The organism is Micromonospora sp. WMMD736, assembly GCF_049179015.1.
Lineage (GTDB): Bacteria > Actinomycetota > Actinomycetes > Mycobacteriales > Micromonosporaceae > Micromonospora.
The window spans coordinates 2,923,075-2,946,895 of the sequence record NZ_JBMHMI010000001.1; the positions used below are offsets into that span (position 1 = coordinate 2,923,075).

A 23,821-nucleotide genomic window follows, 5' to 3' on the forward strand; every position below is an offset into this window, starting at 1 on the left:
TCATCGGACTCGTTCACATCGACGCAATGCCGATGTGTTGTGTCCGACACAGTAGGAGCGCGCTGCGCCGCCTGTCCAGAGCTTCAGCCGTTCCGTTCCCAACTTTTGTCCGAAGGAACAAAAGCTAAAAGTGGATCAAGAAAAGGATAACGGCGTGCCCCCGGGCGCTCGCGTGCAGTTTCATCGACCGACGCGAACCCGCCCCGCCAGCGGGTCTCTGCTGGCGGGGCGGGTACGGGTGGCTCAGTTGGTGTGCGCGGCGCCTTTCTTGCGGAGCTTGCGGTCGTCGCGCAGCTCGACGTACGGCTCGTCGTCGACGGGGTGCCCCGCCGAGATGGCCCGACCGCGCTCCAACTCCGCGTCGAACTCGGCACCCAGCAGGATCGCGATGTTGCTCAACCACAGCCAGACCAGGAAGACGATCACACCGGCCAGCGCCCCGTACGTCTTGTTGTACGAGCCGAAGTTGCCCACGTAGAAGGCGAACAGGCCGGAGATCACCAGCCAGATCACCACGGCCAGCACGCCACCCGGGCTGACCCACCGGAACCCGCCGTGCCGAGCGTTCGGCGAGGCCCAGTAGAGGATGGCGAACATCAGGCTGACCAGGATCAGCAACACCGGCCACTTGGCGATGTCCCACACCGTGACCGCCGTCGAGCCGAGGCCGACGACATCCCCCACCGCCTCGGCGAGCCGACCGGTGAACACCACGATCACCGCGCTGGCCAGCAGCAGCACCCCGATCACCGCGGTCACGCCGAGCCGGATCGGCAACGTCTTCCAGATCGGCCGACCCTCCGGCACGTCGTAGATGGTGTTCGAGGCGCGCATGAACGCGCCCACGTACCCGGACGCGGACCAGAACGCCGCCAGCAGACCGATGATCGCCGCGACGCTGGCCAGCCCGCCGTTCTCGTTCGCCGCGCTGATCGCGTCGTTGATGATCGTCTGGATGCTGTCGTTCGGCACCGCCTGGCTGACGGTGTCCTTGACGCCCTCGGTGGCGCTCTCCCCGAGCAGCCCGAGGATGGAGATCAGCACCAGCAGCCCGGGGAAGATGGACAGCACCCCGTAGTAGGTCAACGCCGCCGCCCAGTCGGTCAGGCTGTCGTCCTGGAACTCCCTGACCGTGCGACGGATCGCCGCCTTCCAGCCGCTGCCGGGCAGGTCGGTGGGGCTGTCCGGGCCGTCGTCCGGCCCGACCGGCCCGACCGCCGCGCTCGCACGGTCACGCTCGGTGCCTCGCCTGCGGGGATCGTGCTCGCTCCGACCGTGCTTGGCAGCGGGCGCGGTGCTGTCGGGCGCGGTGCTGTCGGGCGCGGTGCTGTGGTCGCGCTCGCGCTGGGCGGGAGACTCGTCCGAGGCCATCGCCCCTCCTCGTCGTCGGCGGTGTCACCTGCGGACATGCCCCGTCGACGGGTCGGCATAACCCCCTACTTGTAGAGCATCCTGCCCATCCGGCGCGAGGCCACCAGCAGACCGACCGCCATCATCGCCAGCAGGTAGAGCACGTCGAGCAGCCAGAGCCAGCCACCGGTGCCCACGGTGACCCCGCGGATCAGGTGCACCGCCCGGTACAGCGGGGTGACCTCGACCAGCCAGCGCAGCAGCGTCGGATAGGCCTGCGCCGGCACGAACGTGCCCGAGAAGAAGAACAGCGTGAACTGGACCGACCCCACCAGGTCGAAATCCTGCCAACTGCGCATCACGGTGGCGACCGCCATGCCGAGCGCGCCGAACGCGAACCCGACCAGCACCGCCGCCGGCAGCGCGGTGACCGCCCGGGGCACCGTGGTCAGATCGAGCGCCACCATGATCACGAGGAACGCCGCCGAGTACGCACTGCCCCGCAGCATCGCCCAGCCCAGCTCACCGAGGGCGATCTCGAACGGGCGGACCGGGGTCGCGATCATCCCGTCGTACAGCTTCATGTACTTCATCTTGCCGAAGAAATTGAATGTGGTCTCCGAGATCGCCCCGGTCATCGCGGAGGAGGCCAGCATCGCCGGAGCCACGAACTCGGCGTACGACACCAGCCGCCCGTCGGGCAACGGCAGGTCCCCGACCAGCGCTCCCACGCCCAGGCCGATGGAGAGCAGGTAGAGCAGCGGCTCCACGAAGCCGGAGAGCAACAGCAGCCAGTAGACGGCCTTCAGGGCCGTGACGTTGCGCCCGACCACCGACGCCGACCGGCGGGACGCGCCGGAGACGTCGACCAGCCGGGGCAGGACCAGCGTGACCACGGGTTCCCCCTAGACGACGAGCTTGCGGCGGAAGGTGCGCAGCGCGAGCAGCCACCCGGCGACCGCCCAGGCGGCCAGATAGAGCAGGTGGCCGACGACGGACCACTGTGGGGCGACTCCGAGCGTGGCGGCCCGGCACAGGTCGACGGCGTGCCACAACGGTGTCGCGTACGCCAGCCAGCGCAGCGCCTCGGGCAGCGACTCGACCGGGAAGAACACCCCGGCGAACAGGCTCATCGGGATGACCGCGAACCGGAACAGCATCGCCAGCCAGCTGTCACCGGGCACCACCCCGGCGTACGCGAAGGTCGGCGCGGCCACGGCCAGCCCGAGCAACGCCACCACCGGCAGGGTGACCACCGCCCACGGTGACCGCAACGCCCCGAACAGGCCGGTGACCAGCAGGAAAACCGCGATCGTGGTGACCACCCGGAACACCACGAAGGCCAGGTGCCCGGCCAGGATGTCACCGACGCGCAGCGGCGACGCGCTCTGCGCCTGGTAGCTCTTGACCCACTGGAAGTTACTGAACACCGGCCACGTCGAGTCGCCCACCGTCACCTGGAGCGCGGTCGAGGCGATCAGCCCCGGGACCAGCCAGTTCAGGTAGGGCACCCCGTCGACACCCTGGTCGATGTAGCCCCCGACGCCCACGCCGAACCCGAGCACGGTCAGCAACGGCAGCAGGAACGACGAGAACACCCCGGCCCGCCAGGTGCGCCGCAGCCCGATCAGGTAGTAGCCGAACACCGCGGACGCCGGCGCCCACGGCAGCCCCGGTCTCGCCCCCGCCCGCTCCGCCACACTCACCGCGCCACCTCCGCCCGCATCGACCCCGACCTGTCTACCCAAGGGGTACGACAGACCGCGACCCCTTTACGCCACGCCCGACCGCCGCGATTGCGTGATCGACTCGTCTTCCCGGAAGTCGCGGTGTCGACGGCCGGGGGAAGCCCCGACATCCGGGAAGTCGAGTGGATCACCCGCCACGCCAGCGAGGGCTGCCCGCGCGATGATCCACTCCAGATCGGCGACGTGGCGGCATCCCATCGCCTTGGGCTCAAGTGGTTGTTGCAACGGGGTGGATTCTCGTCAGGATGAGGGGTCATGCCGGGGCAGAGGTTGTCGTCCGCGGAGCGGGCGCAGATTGAGGTGTTGTTCGGTCAGGGGTTGACGTTCCCGCAGATCGCGGAGGTGATTGGGCGGCATCGCTCGACGGTTTGGCGGGAGTTGTCGCGGAATCACTGTGGCACCGGGGGTCGGGTGCCGGCGGGTCAGCGGCATCCGTTCGGGCCTGACCCGGGTTATGTGGCCGGGGTGGGCTATCCGAAGGGATGGGGTGGGGCGTACCGGTGGAAGTACTCTCACCGCAACGCTCAGGACAAGGCGGATGCGCGGGCGCGGCGTCCTCGTGAGGGCAAGTTGCGTCCGAGGTGGGGGCGGGCGTGGCCGCCGTTGTGGCAGACGGTCAAGGATCGTCTGTGTCAGCGGCACTCGCCGCAGCAGATCGCTCGGTCGCTGCGGCGGGAGTTCCCCGACAGGCCGGAGATGTGGGTGTCACACGAGACGATCTACCAAGCGATCTACTTCCAGGCCCGAGGTGGAATGCGCCAGGAACTCGCCCGGCAAGTCGCGCTGCGCTCGGGACGCGCTGGCCGACGGCCCCAGTCGCGCCAGGCCGGCGCGCTGCGGGGACGCCCGTGGGTGCGTGACTTCCACATCTCAACCCGCCCGGCCGAGGTCGAAGACCGGGCCGTGCCCGGGCACTGGGAAGGTGACCTGGTCATCGGCGCCCGAGGCTCCAGCGCGATCATCACCTTGGTCGAGCGGGCCACCCGATACGTGATGCTTGGCGCTCTGCCCGAATCGCGGGTCAGTGAACAGGTCATCGACACCCTCACCGGTCTCATGCGCCGGCTGCCGGCCGAGCTGCGCAAGACCCTGACCTGGGACCAGGGCATCGAGATGATCTACCACCCGGTGTTCACCCTGGCCACCGACTGCAAGGTCTACTTCTGCGACCCCCACAGCCCATGGCAACGCGGCAGCAACGAGAACACCAACGGTCTCCTGCGCCAGTACTTCCCCCGCTCCAGCACCGACTTTCGCACCTGGACCCAGGACGACCTCGACGCCGTGGCCCGAGAACTCAACGGACGACCACGCCAAACCCTCGACTGGCAGAATCCAGCCGAGGTACTCCACAAACACCTGGTTGCAACCACCACTTGAAACCGCCCGCCCGGACACCCCCAGATCGGCGATCTGGTGTGGATCATGCTCGACGGGCCGCGTCGGACCCAACGAAGGCGCGCCACGCGTCGGCCGTGAACACCAGCGCCGGACCACTCGGGTCCTTCGAGTCACGCACGGCCACCACTCCCGGCAGGTTGTCGGCCACCTCCACGCAGTTGCCGCCGCTGCCATTGCTGCGAGTGCTCTTGCGCCACCGCGCGCCGCTCAGCTCCATGTCTCCGCCACCTTCTTCGCTTCCGTCGCTGCTGCCGTAGTTCCTCGTGGCAGATCAACCCGGGCTCCCGGAAAGCGGGTTGTCCCGGTCCCGCAAACACCCCGGTTAGCTGAAAGCCGAGTGGACCTTGGTGATGTGCAGGACCAGGCGGCTCGACCACGCGACCGTCCAGGGACCGACCGGCCCCGCGGCTACCAGCCGAGCATCTACTGCCCCGGCGACCTACCGGGCCCAGGATTCGCGGGCCGGCGACCTACCGGACTCCGGCACCGGGCCCGACGAACGCCCGCCACGCCCCGGGCTCGAAGACGAGCACCGGGCCGCCCGGGTCCTTCGAGTCACGCACGGCCACCAGGCCCGGCAGGTTGTCGGCCACTTCCACACAGGCCCCGCCGCTGCCGTTGCTGCGAGTGCTCTTGCGCCACCGGGCACCGGTCAGTTCCATGTCTCCGCCACTTCCGCGATCAGGTCGAGGGACTGTTGCTGCGATAGTGCCTCACCCCGGATCGACTCCCACACCTCGACCATCTGACGCACGTAATCGGACCGGTCGATGACCTGCCCGTGACGCTGCCCGTCGAGGTAGACGACATCCTCACCGGTTGCCGCAGTGGCGATCACGAAGGGACCATCGAGCCCAGCGTAAGCACCGGCGGACAGCGGCACGACCTGGATTCTGAACCGGGGCAGGGCCGACCCGAGCTTCACCAGGTGCCGCAACTGCTCGCGCATCACCTCCGGCTCGCCGACGCGGCGGCGCAGCGCGTACTCGTCGACGACCACGCTGAGCAGCGGTGGTCGGTCCCGGGTGAGCACGCCCTGGCGGTCGAGTCGAGCGGTCACCTGCTGCTCGACCTCGTCAGGTGCGAATAACCCGGCACCGGCATATCACTCGGTCTGGACCAGACCGGGCACGTAGAGCGGCTCGAACCACCGTAGTGCGGTGGTTTCCTGCTCGACGCCGGCCCAGTCGCGGAACCACGGCACGACGATCTCGCGGCTGATCCGCCGTTGGATGCGTTCGAACCGGCCGTCGGCGGCGAGCACGACGTCGCAGCGGCGCGCGAAGTCCAGGCTCGGCCGGCGCTCGGAGGTCTCCACCTTGGCGACCAGCGCACCCGAATAGCTCAACGCCTCGGCGAGTGCCGCCTGCGACAGGCCCCGGTCCGTCCGGGCCAGCCGCAGCTCCTCCGCGAAGTGCTCCAGCATGGACGAACTCTCCACGGACAACCTCCGTACATCTTCGTACCGTGCCGGGCCGACCGTCGTACGCGCTGGTCGTCGGCGCGCGGAACCTCCCACCGTAGTCGCGTCGTCACCAGAGTGTCACGCAGCGGAACCGCTCACGGGATCGGACGGCGGGCGGAACCAGGCCGGGAGCGCCCCGTGACCCCCGATCCGGGGCGCTCCCACCCACCCTTTGCTCTGCTTCACCGGAGGCAACACCGGGAGCCTTCGAGTGTTGCGTCGGTGGAAGCAGAGCAAAGGACCTGCCCGACCCGAGCACGTCGGCTCACGACCCAGGGAGGCATTCATGCCCCGCTACCGTGCGCATGTGGCGGCCCGCCCGTCGTGGCGCTGCCGGGTCTGCGGCGCCGGGTGGCCCTGCTCCCCGGCCCGGCTGGCGCTGCTCGGCGAGTACCGGGAGAACCGGACCGGCCTGCTCATCTACCTCGCCACGCTGCTCGACGAGGCCACCGGCGACCTCCCCAGCCTCGACCCCGGACGCCTGGCCGACCGCTTCCTCACCTGGGCCAGAGCCCGATGAGCGAAGCTGACCGGTACACCTAGAGCAGATCTTGGACACTTCCCGTCATCTGCTGACGGGAAGTGTCCAAGATCTGCGAAGCGCGCGGCCGCGGCAGCGGCAGCGCCTCAGTCGACCAGGGTGCGGCCGGTCAGGTGCAGGAAGACGTCCTCCAGGCTGCTGCGGCGCACCAGCACATTCGCCGGCTGCAACCCCAGCGCGGTCACCTCGGCGACCGCCGCGTCGCCGTCGGGCACGTAGAGCAGTACGCGGTCGGGCAGCACCTCGACCCGCTCCCCCAACCCGTCGAGCTTGTCGGCGAACGGTGCCTGCGACTCGGCCGCGAAGCGCAGCTCGACCACCTCGCGGGTGGAGTGTCGCTCGATGAGCGCCCGAGGTGAGCCCTCGGCGACGATCCGCCCACCGTCCATCACCACCAGCCGGTCGCAGATCTGCTCGGCCTCGTCCATGTAGTGCGTGGTGAGCACCAGCGTGACGCCCTGCTGCTTCAGCCGGAACAGGCGCTCCCACACCAGGTGCCGGGCCTGCGGGTCGAGCCCGGTGGTCGGCTCGTCCAGCAGCACGATGTCCGGTTCGTTGACCAGGGCGCGGGCGATGGTCAAGCGGCGCTTCATCCCGCCGGAGAGCGGATCGACCTTGCTGTCGGCCCGCTCGCTGAGCTGGACGAAGTCGAGCAACTCGTCGGCCCGCGCCCGGGCCGCCCGGCGTGGAATGCCGAAGTAGCGGGCGTAGACGGTCAGGTTCTCCCGGACGGTCAGCTCCGGGTCGAGGTTGTCGAGCTGCGGGCACACCCCGAGGCGGGCGCGGATCGCCGGTCCGTCGGCCACCGGGTCCAGGCCGAGGATGCGCAGCTCGCCAGCGCTCGGTGGGGAGGTGCAGCCGACCATCCGCATGGTGGAGGACTTGCCCGCGCCGTTCGGCCCGAGGAACCCGAACGCCTCGCCCGCCTGTACCTCGACGTCGATGCCGTCCACGGCGGTGAAGTCACCGAACCGCTTCACCAGCCCGCGGGCCTGAATCAGTGGTCGCCCGGTAGTCACCGCCCGACCCTAACCGCCGGGTCCGACACCCCTCCACGGAAATATGCGCGCGTCCGAGCCGCCGGAAGCGAAACGCCGATCAATGCCCCACGCCATCGGCCAATCGACAGGTATCGTCCCCCTGTGTCGCCCGCCAGCTCGCCCGATGGTCCGCCGTCACCCGCCCGACCAGCCAACTCATCCGGCGGCGGGCCCGACACGAACGCGACCGACCGGCCACCCCGACCACGTGCAGCGACAGAGACCGCGCCGCCGGCCGACACAGCGGGACCGGCCCAGACCGCAGCCCCGACCCAGACCGCAGGACCGGCCGGTCCGGCCGGCGCCGCCGAGCGGGCCACAAGGGACCTGGCTGCCCAGTTCGAGGACGAGAAGCCCGGCCGGGTGTTGGCCGGTCCGGCGGCCCTCCTGCTCGGCACGGTGGCGCTGGCGGTCGGCGCGCTCGCTCTCTGGCAGGTGTTCCGCCCACTCGCGCAGGGCAGCAAGTACTACCTGATCATCTTCTTGGCGGGTGTGCTCCCGCTGGTCTTCCTCGCCTACCCGGCCGACCTGCCGCGCTGGACCCGCCTGCGCCGCCGCCGACAAGCCAGCGCAAGCAAAGAACACACCGCCAGCACAGAACACACGGCCAGCACAGAACACACGGCCAGCACAGAACACACCGCCAGCACGGCCGGGCCCGCCGACAGCACGGGACCCAGCGCCGCCAGCACCCGGCCCACCGTCGCGGACTGGGTACTGGCCGCCGTGGCCGTGGCGGCCTGCCTCTATCCCGTCCTGCCGATCACGATCGGTACGGGTGGCGGCGGCTACAACGCGTTCCTCGACCGGCAGGGCCTGCTCGCGCCGACCGACCTGGTCCTCGGCACCGTACTGCTGCTCCTGCTGCTGGAGGCGTGCCGGCGTACGACGGGTTGGATCCTGCCGGCGGTCTGCCTGCTGTTCCTCGGGTACGGCTACTACGGCGGGCTGCTGCCGCAGTCCTGGCCGGTCGCGCACGCCGGGCTCGACTTCCGTCAACTCGTCGACGCGTTCTACAACTCCGACAGCGGTTTCTACGGCACCCCGTTGGACGTGGCCGCCTCGTACATCGTGCTGTTCACCATCTACGGCGCGGTGTTGGAGCTGTCCGGGGCCGGACGGTTCTTCGTCGACCTGTCGGCCGCCGCGTTCCGTCGTTCCCGGACCGCCGCCGGTCGGACGGCGGTGGCGTCGGGCTTCCTACTCGGCACCGTCTCGGGCTCGGGCGCGGCGACGACGGTGAGCATCGGCGCGGTCACCTGGCCGCTGCTGCGTCGCGCCGGCTATCCACCGGAACGGGCCGGCGGCATGCTGGCCGCTGCCGGGGTGGGGGCGATCCTCTCCCCGCCCACCCTGGGGGCGGCGGCGTTCATCATCGCCGAGTACCTGGGCGTCTCCTACCTCCAGGTGCTGGGCTGGGCGACGGTGCCGACGGTGCTCTACTACCTGGGCATCCTGCTCTCCGTGGAAATCGATGCCCGCCGGTCCGGCGTACAGCCGGTCGTGCTCGACGTCGGCTCGCCGTGGCGGCTGCTGGGCCGGTTCGGCTACCACTTCGCCTCGCTGATCGCGATCATCGTGTTCCTCGCGGTCGGCGTCTCCGCGATGAGGGCGGTCGTCTTCGCCATCGTCCTCACCGCCGCCCTGTCGTGGCTGGACCGTACGCACCGACTCACCCCGGCCCGGCTGGTGACCGCCCTGGTCACCGGCGTACGCGGGGTGCTCGCCGTCACCGCCGTGTGCGCCGCCGCCGGCATCATCACGGCGACCACCACGAAGACCGGGCTCGGGCCGCAGGCGGCGGCGCTGCTGATCGGCGGGGCTAAGGCGGCCACCTCGAACCCGACGCTGGTCCTGGTGCTCACGGCACTGCTCGCGGCCGTCGCGCTCAGCCTGTTGGGCCTGGCCGTGCCGGTCACCGCCTCGTTCGTGATCGGGTGGGTGATCGTCGGCCCGGCCCTGCTCGACCTGGGCGTTACCGCGCCCGCCGCGGCGATGTTCGTCTTCTACTTCGCCGTGCTGTCCGAGGTGTCCCCGCCGACCGCCCTCGCGGCCGTGGCCGCCGCCGCCGTCACCGGGGGCCGGCTGGTGCCGACCATGTGGCAGACCCTGCGGTACGCGCTGCCGGCGTACCTGACTCCGATCGCGTTCGTCATCACCCCGACCGGGCTGGGCCTGCTCGGCATCGGTGGTGTCCAACAGGTTGCCATCGCCGCGGTGGTCACGGCGCTCAGCGTGGCCGTGCTGGCCGTCTCCGCAGGTGGTTGGCTGCCCGGCGTGGGCCCGGCCGGCGCACCGGAGCGGGTGCTCGGCGCTGTCGGCGGGGTCACCCTGCTCTGGCTCGAACCCGTGCCGGTCGCGGTCGGCGTGGCGCTGGCCGCCATCGCGGCAGTGGGAGTGCTCGTCCGCCGCGGATCCGCGGGCCGACCGCAGACACCAACAGACACGGGCCGACCGCAGACACCAGCACAGGGCCGACCGCGAACACCAACAGAGGAGAGACTGTGAGACGAACCGACGTACGGCTCGCGGCGGGTGTGGGCGCGCTCGCCCTCGTCCTGGCGGGCGTCACCGGCTGCGGAGGCCAACAGGGCGGCGCGGCCACGGACGACACGGCCAGTGCGGTCACCTGCGAGGTGGCCCGGGAGACCCGCGTGGGCATCGCCACCGGCAACTCGACGGGCGTCTACTACGTGGTCGGCAACGCCCTGGCCGGGCAACTCTCCGATGCGACCGGCGGCAAGCTGACCGGCACCGCCGCCGAGACCGGCGCGTCGGTGCAGAACGTCGAGCAGTTGGTCGGCGGCCAGTACGACGTGGCGTTCTCGCTGTTCGACACGGCGGTCAGCGCGGTCGAGGGCAACGGCAGCTTCACCGCGCCGCAGCCGGTGCGGGCGTTGGCCCGCCTCTATGACAACTACACGCAGGTGGTGGTCCGCAAGGACGCCGGGATCACCTCGGTGGCCGACATGCGCGGCAAGCGGATCTCCACGGGCTCTCCGAAGTCCGGCACGGAGGTGATCGCAAACCGGCTGCTGGAGGCCGCCGGACTCGACCCGGCGAAGGACGTCCGGGCGCAGCGACTCGACTTGACCAAGACGGTCGACGGCGTCAAGGACGGCAGCATAGACGGGTTCTTCTGGTCCGGTGGCCTGCCCACCGGTGGCCTGACCGACCTGTTCACCACCGCCGGCGACACGGTGCGGTTCGTCGACATCGCGCCGCTGCTGCCGAAGCTGACCACGCTGGGCCCCGGCTACCAGGCCGGCACGATCGGTCGGGACGTGTACCGGACGGCGACCGACACCCCGACCATCGTCGTGCCGAACGTGCTGCTGGTCCGCGAGGACCTGGACGCCAACGTCGCCTGCGTGATCACCCGGACGGTGTTCGAGAAGCGCGACGTCCTGGCCCAGGCCAACCCGGCGGCCAAGGGCATCTCGCTGGAGAAGGCCCGCAGGACCCTGCCGGTGCCGCTGCACCGGGGCGCCGAGAAGGCGCTGAACGACCTGGGAGCGCGCTGACCGTCGGTCAGAGGTCCGTCGGGGCGGTCGCGGCGCGGGCCGCGCCGACCAGGCGGTCGGTCTCGGCGAGCACCGCCTCGTCGTCCGCCGGTGTGCCGGGGTCGAGTCGGACCGTCCAGGTCAGACCGTCGGCCCCGGCCGCGCGGCGGGCCGCGACCCGCGCCGCGCCGCCGGGCACCGGGTGGTGTTCGGTGTACGCGACGGAGCGGGTCACCCGGGCGCGCACCTGGTGCGGCAGCTCACCGGGGTCGAGCAGCAGGTACGTCTCGGCCGGCCCGTCGGCGACCACGAGGTAGCCGTCGCGCTCGACGACGGTCTCGGCGGGCGTGACGGTCAGCTCCCGACCCGACCAGACCGCCTTGATCAGGTCGTGCCAGCCGATGCGGTGCCCCCGACCGGGCAGCCACAGCCCGAGGTTGCTGGCCACGACGACGCCGTCGCCCTCGCCGTTGCCCACCGCCGCCCAGGCGAGCACCCGCTCGTCGGTGGCCAACGGCGGCCGGTCGGCCGGGGGCAGCTTCGGCTTGCGGCTGAACAGTCCCATCTCAGAGCCCTCCCGCGGCCTGCTCGCGCAGCGCCCGGGCGTGCTGTTCCAGCGACAGCAGCTCCCCGAAGGCGGCGAAGTACTCGTCCTTGTTGTTGACCGGGTTGATGCGCTGGATCCGCGACTTGAGGTCCCGGATGCGAGCGGTCACCGAGCCGAACTGCACCCGGGCCATGGTGATCGACACGTAGCGCGGGTCGGGCTCACCGTCGATCCGCAGCGGCTCCACGGCCAGTTCGCCGACCAGCGCCGCGGCGACCAGGTCCGCGCAGGCGTCGCGGACCTTCTCGATCCAGACCGCGCCGCCGGTCGCGGACGCGGCCCCGCCGGCCGCCGCGACGGCCGTGCGCACGGCCACGTGCACCGGGTGGCGGTACTCGGTCGCCTCCACCGCGTCGAACATCGGCCCGGCCAGCACCGGCTGTTGCAGGGCGAGCTTCAACGCCTCCCGCTCGACCATCGACTGTGGGCTGTCCACTGCCGGCTCGGCCGGGGCCGGGGCGGGCCGGGGAGCGGGCGCGGCGTCCCGGGCACCGGACGGCGGGGTGTTGGCGGCGGCGAGCACCGCCCGCTGCACCGGCTCGATCTCCATACCGAGGTCCATGGCGAGCTTGCGGACGTACTCTGGGCGCTTTTCCCGGTCTTTGAGCTGCGCGACCAGCGGCGCGGCCCGGCGCATGGCCTCCACCCGGCCGTCGACGGTGTCCAGGTCGAAGCGGTTGATCTCGTGCCGCAGCGCGAAGTCGACGAGCGGTTCGCGGCGGGCGACCAGGTCCCGCACGGCCAGGTCACCCTTGGCCAGGCGCAGCTCGCACGGGTCCATGTTGTCGGGGCTGACCGCGATGAACGTCCGCCCGACGAAGCGCTGGTCGTCGGCGAACGCGCGCAGCGCCGCCTTCTGGCCGGCGGCGTCACCGTCGAAGGTGAAGATGATCTCACCGGCCACCGAGTCGGTGTCCAGCAGGAGCCGGCGCAGCACCCCGATGTGGTCCGCGCCGAACGCCGTGCCGCAGGTCGCCACCGCCGTGGTGACCCCGGCCAGGTGACAGGCCATCACGTCGGTGTAGCCCTCGACGATCACCGCCCGGCCCTGCTTGGCGATCTCGCGCTTGGCCTGGTCGATGCCGTAGAGCACGTGCGACTTCTTGTAGATCGGGGTCTCGGGGGTGTTCAGGTACTTCGGGCCGTCGTCGTCGTCGAAGAGCTTGCGCGCCCCGAAGCCGATCACGTCGCCCGTCAGGTCGCGGATCGGCCAGAGCAGCCGGCGACGGAACCGGTCGATCAGCGTGCCCGAGCGGGACTCCCGGGACAGCCCGGCGGTGACCAGCTCCTGGTGGGTGAAGCCCTGCTGACGCAGGTGTTTGGTGAGCAGGTCCCAACCTTCCGGCGCGAACCCGCACCCGTAGCGCTCGGCGGCCGCCCGGTCGAAACCACGTTGGGCGAGGAACTCGCGCGCCGGTCGGGCCCCGGCGGTGCGCAGCTGCGCCCGGTAGAACTCGACGGCGGCGGCGTGCGCGGCGACCAGTCGCTGGCGCTGGCCCTGCTGCGGGCGCGGGCGGGGGGCGCCCCGGTCGTCCTCGACGTAGCGCAGCTGGATGCCGGCGCGTCCGGCCAGCCGCTCGACGGACTCGACGAAGCTGAGGTGCTCGGCGTCCATCAGGAACTTGATCGCGTCGCCGCCGGCCCCGCAGCCGAAGCAGTACCAGACGTTGCGGGCCGGCGAGACGTTGAACGACGGGCTCTTCTCGTCGTGGAAGGGGCACAGGCCCTTGAGGTTGCCGCCCCCGGCGGACTTCAGGGTGACCGTCTCGGAGATCACATCTGAGATCGAGGTGCGTTCCCGGACCAGCGCGATGTCCTCGTCCCGGATCCGCCCAGCCATGCGCCACCCCCTCGCCGTACATCCTGCCCTGCCCGACCGGCGACACGCCGGCCGGGGGACGCCGGTGTGGCGACCACCGCTGCCGGCTGGGCGGTTCCGGCCCCCACGCCGGGTCCGCGCGGGGACCATGACCAGATGCGCAGGGTACGCGCCAACGGGCCCCGGCCGCCACGATGGGTGTCCGGTCGGCTGCGGATGCGCGGGCAGGGTCCGCAGACGGACGACACCGGTGAACGGCACGCCACCTGGTTGGAGCTGTTCCTCGACCTCATCTTCGTGTACGCCCTGGCGGCGGTGGTACGCCGGCTGGGCGACGATCCCACGCCGTCGCCCAGCGCCGTGCTGGCCGTGCTCGGGCTGTTCGTGGTGGTCCAGTGGGCCTGGTTGGGCCAGGTGTTCTACGACACCCGCTTCGACCCGGACGACGTACCGCACCGGCTCCTGGTCCTGGTCGCGCTGGTCGGCGCGGGCACGATGACGCTCGGGGTGGACGAGGTGCCGGAGAGCGTGCTCCTGCCGGTCGGCTACCTGATCGTGCGGGGTGTGCTGCTGCTGCTGTATCTGCGGGCCCGCCCGACCAGCCCGCCGGCCCGTACGGTGACCACGATCTACCTGCTCGGCTTCGGGTCGGGCTGGCTGATCTGGCTGGCCTCGCTGGCCGCTCCCGCCTCGGCGCGTGCGACGTTGTGGATCGTCGCGATGCTCATCGAGCTGGCCACCCCGTGGGTCGGCAAGCGCTGGCTCAACCGGTTTCCGGTCGACGACCAGCACCTACCCGAGCGGATCGGGCAGTTCACCATCATCGTGCTGGGCAGCGCGCTGGCCAATCTGCTCTTCGCGGTGCCGGACCATCCCCGGCCGCACATGATCGTGACGGCCGGACTGGCGTTCCTGGTGCCGGCCGGCGTCTGGTGGGTCTACACCACCTTCGTCACCACCCGCGAGCCACGGCGACGGCTGCGCGGCGGCCAGACGTACGCCTACCTGCACATCCCGCTCGGCGGCGCACTGCTGCTGCTCGGCTGGTCACTCGGGCAGGTGGTCCGACTGGCCGACGACGAGGTGATGCGGCTACCGATGGAACTGCGGCTCGTCCTGGCCGCCTCGATCATGGCCTGGATGCTCTGCGGGCTGGCGTTGCACTGGGTGTGGAACCGGCCGAGCGTCGGCCGCCTCGGCATCGCCGGTTACGGCGTGGGCTCGGTCGTCCTGATCACCGTCGTGGTGCACGAGCCGAAGCTGATGCTGGCCCTGCTCTCGGTGGCGGTCGTCGGGTACGCGGTGCTGCTCACCCGACGACTCACCGCGACGGCCGAGGACTGACCTGGCCGACGCTCAGGCCGCGGCCGGCTCCTCGGCGTTCAGGCCGCGGCCGGCTCCTCGGCGGCGACCTGCCGGTTCCACTCCTGCTTCGACGAACGCCAGCCCTCGTCGTCCATGCCGCGTCGCCAGTAGCCGGAGATGGAGAGCCGGTCGAGCGGCACACCCCGCTCGCCGCGCAGCAGCCTGCGCAGGTGCCGGACGAAGGCCGCCTCACCGTGCACGAAGGCGTGCACCTGCCCGGCCGGAAACTCCAACGCCCGCACCGCCTCGACCAGCGCCTCGCCCACCGGACGCTCGCCACGGTGCAACCAGGTCAGCTCGACCGCCCCCGGGCTGAGCAGCTTCTGCTCGTCGGCCGGGTCGGCGATCTCCACGAAGACGTGGGCCGGGACGCCCACCGGCAGCCGCTCCAGCGCGGCGGCGATCGCCGGCAGGGCGCTCTCGTCGCCGACCAGCAGGTGCCAGTCCGCGTCCGGGTCCGGCGCGTACGCCCCACCGGGGCCGACGAAGTGCACCGGGTCGCCGGGGCGCAGCGCGGCGGCCCACGGCCCGGCCAGGCCCTCGTCGCCGTGGTGCACCACGTCCACGGTCAGCTCGCCGGCGCGCGGGTCCCACCGGCGCACGGTGTACGCCCGCAGCCGGGGCCACTGCTCGCGGGGCATGTCCCGGCGGATGGCGGCGAGGTCCAGCGGCTGCGGGTACGCGACGCCGGGCTGCGGGAAGACCACCTTGATGTAGTGGTCGGTGAACTCGCCCACCGGCAGGCCGGCCAGCTCGTCCCCACCGAGGACGAGCCGGATCAGGTGCGGGGTGGGTCGTTCGGTGCGTAGCACCCGGACCGAGGTGACGTTCCTGGGGCGTTCCGTCATACAGTTAGGCTAACCTAAGTTGTCGAGGTGTCGACCAGACGGGTGTGCCAGCTCACCGCCGCCGGGTCGGTGAGCGAGGCGACCTGGTCGATCACGACCCGCAACCGGGCGTCGTCGTCCGGCGCGGCCCGCCACAGCGGAGCGAAGATCGGGTCGAGCCCGTCCGGCGCCCGCCGCACCAGCGCGGCAACCAGTTCGGCCAACATCGTCCGCTGCCGCTCGTAACGGCCCCGGAACCCGCTGCGCCGCATCACGTACCGCAGGGCGATGCCCTTGAGCAGCGCACACTGCGCCCGGACCCGCCTCGGCACCACCAGGTCTGCGGCGTAGCGGCGGTGCGGGCCGGGGCCGTACCGCTCCTCGGTGGCCTCCACCGCCGCCGCCACGAACCGGCCGGTCAGGCCGCTCGTGGTGGCCTTCAGCGCAACCTGGGCACGGTGGCTGCCGTCGTACGCGGCGAGGGGGGCGAGCAGCGGGTCGGCCAGCAACGCGACCAGCACCTCGGCCAGGTCGTCCGGGGACTCCCCCGAGTACGTGGCGGCCACGTCGGCACAGAGCGCGGCCCGTTCGTCGACGTCGGCGAGCAGCGGGCCCAGCGCGACGTACCCGCCGTGGATGCCGTCCTCGACGTCGTGCACCGAGTACGCGACATCGTCGGCCCAGTCCATCACCTGCGCCTCCAGGCAGCGCCGGTCCCCCGGCGCACCGGCCCGGAGCCACTCGAACACCGCCGTGTCGTCGGCGTACACCCCGAACTTGCGCTGCCCCGGGCGGCGCGGCCACGGATACTTGCCGATCGCGTCGAGCGACGCCCGGGTCAGGTTCAACCCGGCGGACGACCCGTCCGGGGCGAGTACCTTCGCCTCCAACCGGGTGAGCACCCGCAGCGTCTGCGCGTTGCCCTCGAAGCCACCGCAGGGCGTCGCGAGCAGATCCAGCGCGGCCTCGCCGTTGTGCCCGAACGGCGGGTGCCCCAGATCGTGGGCGAGCCCGGCGACGTCGACCACGTCCGGGTCACAGCCCAGCCGGGCGCCCATCTCCCGGGCGATCTGGGCCACCTCCAACGAGTGCGTCAGCCGCGTACGCAGGAAGTCGTCGGTGCCGGCGGTGTGCACCTGCGTCTTGGTGGCCAACCGACGGAACGCGGCCGAGTGCAGCACCCGGGCGCGGTCACGCTCGTACGGCGACCGGCGGTGGCCGGTGTCCTTGGGGGGCTCCGCCACCAGCCGGTCCGCCGGGTCGACGCTCACTCCTCGCGCGCAGGGAGCACGCAGAACTCGTTGCCCTCCGGGTCGGCGAGCACCGTCCACTCCACATCGCCCTGGCCGATGTCGACGTGCCGGGCGCCCATGTCGACAAGTCGCTCGACCTCGGCCTCCTGGTCGGCGGGGCGCAGGTCCAGGTGCAGCCGGTTCTTTCGCACCTTGCCCTCGGTCACCGGGCCGAAGAAGATGGCGGGGGACCGATCGGACTGGCGGATCTCCACGCCGCTCGGCTTCTCCGAGACGATCCGATAGCCGAGCGCCTCGGCCCACCAGCGGGCCAGCCGCGCCGGATCACGGGCATCGACGGTGAGGCTCTCCCAGACGCTTGTCATTCAGTCACCCTTCCCGTTCGACGGCGTACCCAATCGGCCGTTTGCGAGCGAGCCAAGGTTACGCCCGTAACGGCCGATCGACGCGCCCCCGATGCGTCGGCGGGTGACGAACGCCGACGGCGGCCCGGTCGTCCCGGGCCGCCGTGGCGCGCGGCGTCAGCGACTGTCCGAGCCGTCGGTCTCCACGGCCGCCCGGCCCGCCTCCAGACGCGCCACCGGCACCCGGAACGGTGAGCAGGAGACGTAGTCCAGGCCCACGGAGTGGAAGAAGTGCACCGAGTCGGGGTCGCCGCCGTGCTCGCCGCAGACGCCGAGCTTCAGCCCGGGGCGGGCGGCCCGCCCCTCCTCGGCGGCGATCCGGACCAGCCGGCCGACGCCGTCGCGGTCGATCGACTCGAACGGCGAGATGCCGAAGATGCCCAGCTCCAGATAGCGCCAGAAGAACGCGCCCTCGACGTCGTCCCGGGAGAAGCCCCAACCCATCTGGGTGAGGTCGTTGGTGCCGAACGAGAAGAACTCGGCGGCCTCCGCGATCTGGCCGGCGGTCAGCGCCGCCCGGGGCACCTCGATCATGGTGCCGATCAACACCTCGACGCCGCTGTCCCCGACCACCTCCGTGATGATCTTTTCGGCCTCGGCGCGTACCGTCTCCAACTCCTGCACGGCCCCGACCAGCGGCACCATGATCTCGGGGCAGGCCTTGCCGCCACCGCGGACGACCGCGACGGCGGCCTCGGCGATGGCCCGGACCTGCATCGCGAACAGGCCGGGGATGACCAGGCCGAGGCGTACGCCCCGCAGCCCGAGCATCGGGTTCTCCTCGTGCATCCGCCGGACGGCGGCGAGCAGCGCCTCCTCCTTGGCCACGTCCTCGCCGCGCTCCTGGGCGACCGCCACGTTGACCGCGAGCTGTTCCAACGGCGGCAGGAACTCGTGCAGCGGCGGGTCGATGAGCCGGACGGTGACCGGCAGGCCGTCCATCTCGCGGAAGATCTCCTCGAAGTCGGCCCGCTGCAACGGCAGCAGCGCGGCCAGCGCCTCGTCGCGCTCACCCTCGGCGCGGGCCAGGATCAGCCGCTCCACCAGCTCGCGTCGTTCGCCGAGGAACATGTGCTCGGTACGGCACAGCCCGATGCCCTCGGCGCCGAAGCGCCGGGCCCGGGCCGCGTCCGCGCCGGTGTCGGCGTTCGTGCGGACCGCCAGCCGCCGCTTCCCGTCGGCGTGCGTCATGACCCGGTGTACGGCCCGGACCAGCGGGTTGTCGACGTGCTCGCCGTCGAGGCTGCCCTCGAAGTACTGCACGACCTCCGAGGGCATGACCGGCACCTCGCCCAGGTACACCTTGCCGGTGGTGCCGTCGATGGAGACGACGTCGCCCTCGTTCACGGTCCGCCCGGCCACGGTGAACCGCTTCGCGGGCACGTTGACGTCGATCGCGTCCGCGCCGGACACGCAGGTCTTGCCCATGCCCCGGGCCACCACGGCGGCGTGGCTGGTCTTGCCGCCGCGCGAGGTGAGAATGCCCTTCGCGGCGATCATGCCGTTCAGGTCGTCCGGGTTGGTCTCCCGGCGGACCAGGATCACCGACTCACCCTCGGCGGCCAGCTCGACGGCCCGCGCGGAGGTGAAGACCACCTTGCCGGACGCCGCGCCGGGTGACGCGCCGATGCCCGTGGCGACCGCCTCGAACTCGTGGTCGAGCTGGAAGCGGGGGAACATGAGCTGGGCGAGCTGCGCGCCGTTGACCCGGTGCAGCGCCTCGTCCTCGTCGATCAGTCCCTCGTCGACGAGTTGCCCGGCGATGACGAACGCGGCGGCGGCAGTGCGCTTGCCCACCCGGGTCTGCAACATCCACAGCTTGCCGCGCTCGATGGTGAACTCGATGTCGCACAGGTCCCGGTAGTGCTCCTCCAACCGGGCCATGATCGACAACAGCTCGTCGTAGGAGGACTTGTCCAGCCGCTCCAACTCCTGCAACGGCACGGTGTTGCGGATGCCGGCGACCACGTCCTCGCCCTGGGCGTTGGCCAGGTAGTCGCCGTAGATGCCCTGCGCGCCGCTGCCCGGGTCCCGAGTGAACGCGACGCCGGTGCCCGAGTCCGGGCCGAGGTTGCCGAAGACCATCGTCACCACGTTGACGGCCGTGCCGAGGTCGGCCGGGATCCGCTCCTGGCGGCGGTAGAGCACCGCGCGCTCGGCGTTCCACGACTCGAAGACGGCCCGGATCGCCAGGTCGAGCTGCTCCCGTGGCTGCTGCGGAAACTCCCGCCCGGTGTGCTTGGCGAAGATCTTCTTGTAGGCGTCGACCAGCCCCCGCAGGTCGTCCGCGTCCAGGTCCAGGTCGTTGTGCGTACCCTTGGCGCTCTTGACCTCGTCGAGGGCGTGCTCGAACTCCTCGCCCGGCACCTCGCAGACGGTCTTGCCGAACATCTGGATGAGTCGGCGGTAGGAGTCCCAGGCGAAGCGGTCGTTCTGGCCTGCCTGCGCGGCGAGTCCCACCACGCTCTGGTCGTTGAGGCCGACGTTGAGGACGGTCTCCATCATGCCGGGCATGGAGAACTTGGCGCCGGAACGGACGGACACCAGCAGCGGGTCCCGCGGGTCGCCGAGGCGCTTGCCCATCTCGCTCTCCAGCGCCCGCAGGTGCGCCTCGATCTGTTCGGCAAGGCCGTCCGGTTCCCGTCCGGTGGCGAGGTATGCCTGGCACGCCTCGGTGGTGATGGTGAAACCGGGCGGCACGGGCAGGCCGAGGTTGGTCATCTCGGCGAGGTTGGCGCCCTTACCCCCGAGCAGGTCCTTGAGGTCCTTGTTGCCCTCGGAGAAGTCGTAGACGTACTTGTGATCGTCGTTCTCTTGCGCTGCCACCAGAGCCTCCCACGCGCGCCGGATTGACACTTAACGAAGGTTCAGGGCGAAGGTTAAGCGAAGATCGGGTGGGCTGGGACCGTTCGGTGACAATAGGCACAGCCATCACGACTATCCGCGTTCGTACCGGTTTTTGGGAACGCTTCCACGCGCACGATCACGCAATTTCTCCGGCCCTCGTATTGTTGACGCCACTGGTTCTGCCGAAGCTCGCTTTTGCCATATCCGACGCGAAATAACCCCTTCCGGAGCCGTCGTCGTGTCAACCCTTCCGCTCTCCTCCCCCACCCCCGACCCCGCCGCGCTGCCCACCCAGCACCAACCGGAGGCCGCTGACCTGGCCACGCTCGCCGCACGGACGGCCGGTGCCGACCTGCTCGCCCCGCCGGCACGCCTCGACGACGTCGTGCCCGCGCCGGAACGGGTCGAAGCGGACCCGACCGCGACGTTCACGCTCGACGGGGACACCGCCATCCGGGTCACCGCCGCGCCCGACGCCCGGCAGGTGGCCGACCAGCTGGCCGAACTGCTCCGCCCGGCGACCGGGTACCCCCTGCCCGTCGCCGAGACCCTCGCGGCCGAGAAGAACGGCACCCTGACCCTCACCCTGGCCGGTACGGCCTTCCCGCCCCCCGGCACCGACGCCGAGAGCGCCGACCTCGGGGCGGAGGGCTACCGGCTCGACGTGACCGCCACCGGGGTACGCGTCGTCGCCGAGACCGCCACCGGTCTGTTCTACGGCGTCCAGACCCTCCGGCAGCTCCTCCCCGCCGCCATCGAGAGCCCCACCCCGGTGACTGCCCGTTGGACGTTGCCCGGCGGCACGATCCTGGACCGCCCCCGCTTCCCGTACCGGGGCACGATGCTCGACGTGGCCCGACACTTCTTCGCCGTCGAGGACGTCCTGCGGGTCATCGACCACCTGGCCCGCTACAAGCTCAACCACCTGCACCTGCACCTCACCGACGACCAGGGCTGGCGCATCGCCGTCGACTCCTGGCCGAGGCTCGCCACCGTCGGCGGGGCGACCGAGGTCGGCGGCGGCCCCGGCGGGCACTACACCAAGGACGACTACCGGCGGATCGTCTCGTACGCCTCCGCCCGGCACGTCACCGTCGTCCCGGAGATCGACCTACCGGGGCACACCAATGCGGCGCTCGTCGCATACCCGCGCCTCGCGCCGGACAAGGTCGCGCCCGCGCCGTACACCGGCACCGAGGTCGGCTTCAGCTACGTCGACCCGGCCGACGAGCAGACGTACGACTTCATCGCCGACGTGCTCGGCGAGGTGGCCGCCCTCACCCCCGGACCGTGGCTGCACATCGGCGGCGACGAGGCGTTCAAGGTCAAGGGCGAGGTCTACACCGGTTTCGTGGAGCGGACGCAGCGACTCGTCGCCGACACCGGCAAGACCGTGGTGGGCTGGCACCAGCTCGCCCCGGCCGCACACGTCGACGGACGGGTCCTGCAATGGTGGGGTACGGACACCGACGATCCCACCACCGCCGACGCCGTCCGCCGAGGCGCCCGCCTGATCGTCTCCCCCGGTAACCACGCGTACCTGGACATGAAGTACGCCGAGGACACCCCGATCGGGCACGACTGGGCCGGCCTCATCGACGTACGACGCGCGTACGACTGGGATCCGGGCACCCACGTCGCGGGTGTGCCCGCCACGGCCGTCCTGGGCGTCGAGGCCCCGCTGTGGACCGAATCGGTCACCTCGCTGGCCGACATCGAGTTCCTGCTGCTCCCCCGGCTCCCCGCCATCGCCGAGCTGGGCTGGTCGCCCCGGGCCACGCACGACTGGGCCGGCTTCCGGGACCGCCTGGCCGGCCACGGCCCGCGCTGGTCCGCCGCCGGCATCACCTTCCACCGCAGCCCCGAGATCCCCTGGCCGGCGACGCCCACCGTCCCCCGCCAACACGGCGCACCCCAGGCGGACCCGGCGACCCCCTGAGGTCGCGATACCTCCAGGCCGCCAGCGGGAGCCCCTGAGGTCGCCAGCGGGGGGGTGATCGACTCGGGATCGCCGATGTCGGGGTATCCCGCACGCCCGGACACCCCGACATCGCCGACGTCGAGTCGATCACGCCCCGACACGCCGGATGCCCCACATCGCCCCCCAAGGGGCCGCCGGATCGCGCGGATGATCGACTCCAGGTCGCCGAGATGGGGGCGTCGTCCCGGCGTGCGGATATCCCAGATCGGCGATCTCGTGACGATCACGCCGAGGCGCACCGGGTACGGCGTCACGGACGTGACGTCTGTCCGGTTTCGGCCGTCCGCATGCTGTGGTCGGTGCCACCGCGCAGGCGGAATCGCGGGCCCGGCGGGGTCGTTATACCTGCCATGCCGCCGCGCCCCCAGGGTTCGGGGCGGCCGAGGAAAACCCGACGGGCAGTCGCACGCCCCGCACCACGGCGTCGGACGGAGTCGCCCCCGGGAACACCCGCCAGGCCGGGCTCGTTACACCCCCCGCACCACCGGCCCAGGGCCGATAGCCGCCCCCGGGAACACCCGTCGGGTCGGCGTCGTTACGCCCCCGCACCACCGAGCACCACCGGCCATCCCCCGGCCCAGCGGTGCGGGAATGACCCGCCATCGCGGACCGTTGCACCACCTCCCGCGCAGACCCCCTCTTGTCGGGTCGCCGGACAGAACTCCCTCACGAACTTTCCCCGCCGGGCACACCCCCGTGTGTCGGGTGCGTTCTTCCCCCGGATGAAGCAGAGGAGCACGCCATCATGCGTACCGATCTGATTCGTAAGACCGCCCTGACCGCCGCTGGCCTCGCGTTCACCGGTGGCGCCATCGCCGGCCCCGTGACCACCGCCTTCGCCGCCGAGAGCACCGCCAAGCCCGTGTCGCAGACCCAGACCGACCGCAAGGGCCACGGCGAGCGTCAACTCGGCGTGCGGTACGAAGCCCAGCCGAACTTCTACTACTGCGGCCCCGCCGCCGCCCGCAACGCGCTGAGCGTGCAGGGCAAGGACATCAGCGTGGACGCCATGGCCAAGGAGATGGGCACCACCGAGGCCGGCACCAACAGCATCAACGACATCACCCCGGTGCTGAACAAGGAAACCGGCAAGACCGACGCCTACCACAGCGTCGAGATCAGCAAGCCCGACGCCGACGCCAAGCAGACCGACCAGCTGCGCGCCGACATCGTCCGCACCGTGGACAACGGTCGGGCCGTGGTCGCCAACATCGCCGGCACCAGCGTCGACACCGACGGTGGTATCCACTCCTTCGAGGGCGGGCACTACATCAGCGTCGTGGGCTACCGCGACAACGGCAACGTGGTGCGGATCGCCGACTCGGCCGACCCGAACACCGCCGCGTACGACATCACCGTCGAGCACCTCGCCGACTGGATCGCCACCCGCGGCTACGCCACCAGCTAAGACTCAACCGAAAGGGCCGGACCCCACCACGGGGCCCGGCCCTTTCGGCATGCCCAGGACACGTCGCCCCGCGCCCCGCGCCCCGCGCCCCGCGCCCCGCGCCCCGCGCCCCGCGCCCCGCGCCCCGCGCCAAGATCCTCACAACATCCCCGATGGTGCTGCCTCAGACGCGCCGGAAACAGCAACAACACCGATGTTGCGTGGATCTTGCGCCGCGGAACAGCGGGTAGGGCGGTGGGCGGGGACGGCGACGAGCGGTCGG

The 23,821-nt window shown here is 71.2% G+C and carries 19 protein-coding genes and 2 pseudogenes; 7 read left to right on the plus strand and 14 right to left on the minus strand.

The features are described 5' to 3' along the window. Positions 1–243 precede the first annotated feature (243 nt). The 3 genes from ACN269_RS12575 to ACN269_RS12585 form a co-directional block, all read right to left on the minus strand. Complete coding sequence (locus ACN269_RS12575; protein ID WP_421472621.1) at positions 244–1,371, minus strand: YihY/virulence factor BrkB family protein; 1,128 nt, start codon at positions 1,369–1,371, stop codon at positions 244–246. A gap of 65 nt (positions 1,372–1,436) precedes the next feature. Beyond that, on the minus strand, positions 1,437–2,246 hold the full coding sequence (locus tag ACN269_RS12580) for an ABC transporter permease (RefSeq protein WP_421472622.1): 810 nt from the start codon (positions 2,244–2,246) through the stop codon (positions 1,437–1,439). Between the two features lie 9 nt (positions 2,247–2,255). Beyond that, positions 2,256–3,056, minus strand: coding sequence for an ABC transporter permease (locus ACN269_RS12585; RefSeq protein ID WP_421472623.1), 801 nt, complete (start codon positions 3,054–3,056; stop codon positions 2,256–2,258). Between the two features lie 297 nt (positions 3,057–3,353). Here ACN269_RS12585 and ACN269_RS12590 point away from each other — a divergent pair, with 297 nt between their 5' ends. Then, positions 3,354–4,478 carry an IS30 family transposase gene (locus tag ACN269_RS12590; RefSeq protein ID WP_421470828.1) on the plus strand — a complete coding sequence of 375 codons (1,125 nt, stop codon included), beginning with the start codon at positions 3,354–3,356 and terminating at the stop codon, positions 4,476–4,478. 43 nt (positions 4,479–4,521) lie between these two features. Here ACN269_RS12590 and ACN269_RS12595 read toward each other — a convergent pair whose 3' ends face one another. The 4 genes and pseudogenes from ACN269_RS12595 to ACN269_RS12610 form a co-directional block, all read right to left on the minus strand. After that, positions 4,522–4,716 carry a DUF397 domain-containing protein gene (locus ACN269_RS12595; RefSeq protein ID WP_421472624.1) on the minus strand — a complete coding sequence of 65 codons (195 nt, stop codon included), beginning with the start codon at positions 4,714–4,716 and terminating at the stop codon, positions 4,522–4,524. A 253-nt stretch (positions 4,717–4,969) separates the two neighbouring features. After that, on the minus strand, positions 4,970–5,161 hold the full coding sequence (locus tag ACN269_RS12600) for a DUF397 domain-containing protein (protein ID WP_421472625.1): 192 nt from the start codon (positions 5,159–5,161) through the stop codon (positions 4,970–4,972). Next, positions 5,152–5,574: pseudogene (locus ACN269_RS12605) on the minus strand (DUF5753 domain-containing protein); the annotation flags it as partial. The pseudogene ACN269_RS12605 and the gene ACN269_RS12600, both read right to left, overlap by 10 nt. 30 nt (positions 5,575–5,604) lie before the next feature. Continuing rightward, a complete protein-coding gene (locus ACN269_RS12610) occupies positions 5,605–5,940 on the minus strand; it encodes a helix-turn-helix domain-containing protein (protein WP_421472626.1) in 336 nt (111 codons plus the stop codon). A gap of 310 nt (positions 5,941–6,250) precedes the next feature. On the opposite strand from ACN269_RS12610, the gene ACN269_RS12615 reads away from it, so the two are divergent. After that, positions 6,251–6,484: a flavin reductase gene (locus ACN269_RS12615; RefSeq protein ID WP_421472627.1), complete on the plus strand. Its 234-nt coding sequence runs from the start codon at positions 6,251–6,253 to the stop codon at positions 6,482–6,484. A 107-nt stretch (positions 6,485–6,591) separates the two neighbouring features. Here ACN269_RS12615 and ACN269_RS12620 read toward each other — a convergent pair whose 3' ends face one another. Then, the gene (locus tag ACN269_RS12620; RefSeq protein ID WP_421472628.1) at positions 6,592–7,524 is read right to left on the minus strand and encodes an ABC transporter ATP-binding protein; all 933 of its coding nucleotides are present in this window, start codon (positions 7,522–7,524) and stop codon (positions 6,592–6,594) included. Positions 7,525–7,647: 123 nt separating this feature from the next. Between ACN269_RS12620 and ACN269_RS12625 the strand changes: the two genes are divergently transcribed. Further along, on the plus strand, positions 7,648–10,053 hold the full coding sequence (locus ACN269_RS12625; protein WP_421472629.1) for a TRAP transporter permease: 2,406 nt from the start codon (positions 7,648–7,650) through the stop codon (positions 10,051–10,053). Next, on the plus strand, positions 10,050–11,069 hold the full coding sequence (locus ACN269_RS12630; protein WP_421472630.1) for a TAXI family TRAP transporter solute-binding subunit: 1,020 nt from the start codon (positions 10,050–10,052) through the stop codon (positions 11,067–11,069). Before ACN269_RS12625 ends, ACN269_RS12630 begins: the two co-directional genes overlap by 4 nt. A gap of 7 nt (positions 11,070–11,076) precedes the next feature. Here the strand turns inward: ACN269_RS12630 and ACN269_RS12635 are convergent, their stop codons facing one another. Both ACN269_RS12635 and dnaG read right to left on the minus strand, forming a co-directional pair. Beyond that, positions 11,077–11,613 carry a hypothetical protein gene (locus ACN269_RS12635; RefSeq protein ID WP_421472631.1) on the minus strand — a complete coding sequence of 179 codons (537 nt, stop codon included), beginning with the start codon at positions 11,611–11,613 and terminating at the stop codon, positions 11,077–11,079. A gap of 1 nt (position 11,614) precedes the next feature. Then, positions 11,615–13,517, minus strand: a pseudogene (gene dnaG, locus ACN269_RS12640) (DNA primase). 113 nt (positions 13,518–13,630) lie between these two features. Between dnaG and ACN269_RS12645 the strand changes: the two are divergent. Next, entirely contained in the window at positions 13,631–14,818 is a 1,188-nt protein-coding gene (locus ACN269_RS12645) for a low temperature requirement protein A (RefSeq protein ID WP_421472632.1), read from the plus strand. 38 nt (positions 14,819–14,856) lie between these two features. Here ACN269_RS12645 and ACN269_RS12650 read toward each other — a convergent pair whose 3' ends face one another. The 4 genes from ACN269_RS12650 to ppdK form a co-directional block, all read right to left on the minus strand. Beyond that, a complete protein-coding gene (locus ACN269_RS12650) occupies positions 14,857–15,687 on the minus strand; it encodes a siderophore-interacting protein (protein ID WP_421472633.1) in 831 nt (276 codons plus the stop codon). A 14-nt stretch (positions 15,688–15,701) separates the two neighbouring features. Continuing rightward, entirely contained in the window at positions 15,702–16,937 is a 1,236-nt protein-coding gene (locus ACN269_RS12655) for a deoxyguanosinetriphosphate triphosphohydrolase (protein ID WP_421472634.1), read from the minus strand. Further along, complete coding sequence (locus tag ACN269_RS12660; protein WP_421472635.1) at positions 16,934–17,284, minus strand: VOC family protein; 351 nt, start codon at positions 17,282–17,284, stop codon at positions 16,934–16,936. Before ACN269_RS12660 ends, ACN269_RS12655 begins: the two co-directional genes overlap by 4 nt. Before the next feature lie 156 nt (positions 17,285–17,440). Beyond that, positions 17,441–20,149, minus strand: coding sequence for a pyruvate, phosphate dikinase (gene ppdK / locus ACN269_RS12665; protein WP_421472636.1), 2,709 nt, complete (start codon positions 20,147–20,149; stop codon positions 17,441–17,443). Between the two features lie 259 nt (positions 20,150–20,408). On the opposite strand from ppdK, the gene ACN269_RS12670 reads away from it, so the two are divergent. Together ACN269_RS12670 and ACN269_RS12675 are read left to right on the plus strand one after the other, a co-directional pair. Beyond that, positions 20,409–22,109, plus strand: a complete 1,701-nt coding sequence (locus ACN269_RS12670) for a beta-N-acetylhexosaminidase (protein WP_421472637.1) — start codon at positions 20,409–20,411, stop codon at positions 22,107–22,109. Positions 22,110–22,896: 787 nt separating this feature from the next. Further along, the gene (locus tag ACN269_RS12675) at positions 22,897–23,559 is read left to right on the plus strand and encodes a C39 family peptidase (protein ID WP_421472638.1); all 663 of its coding nucleotides are present in this window, start codon (positions 22,897–22,899) and stop codon (positions 23,557–23,559) included. Positions 23,560–23,821: the final 262 nt, after the last annotated feature.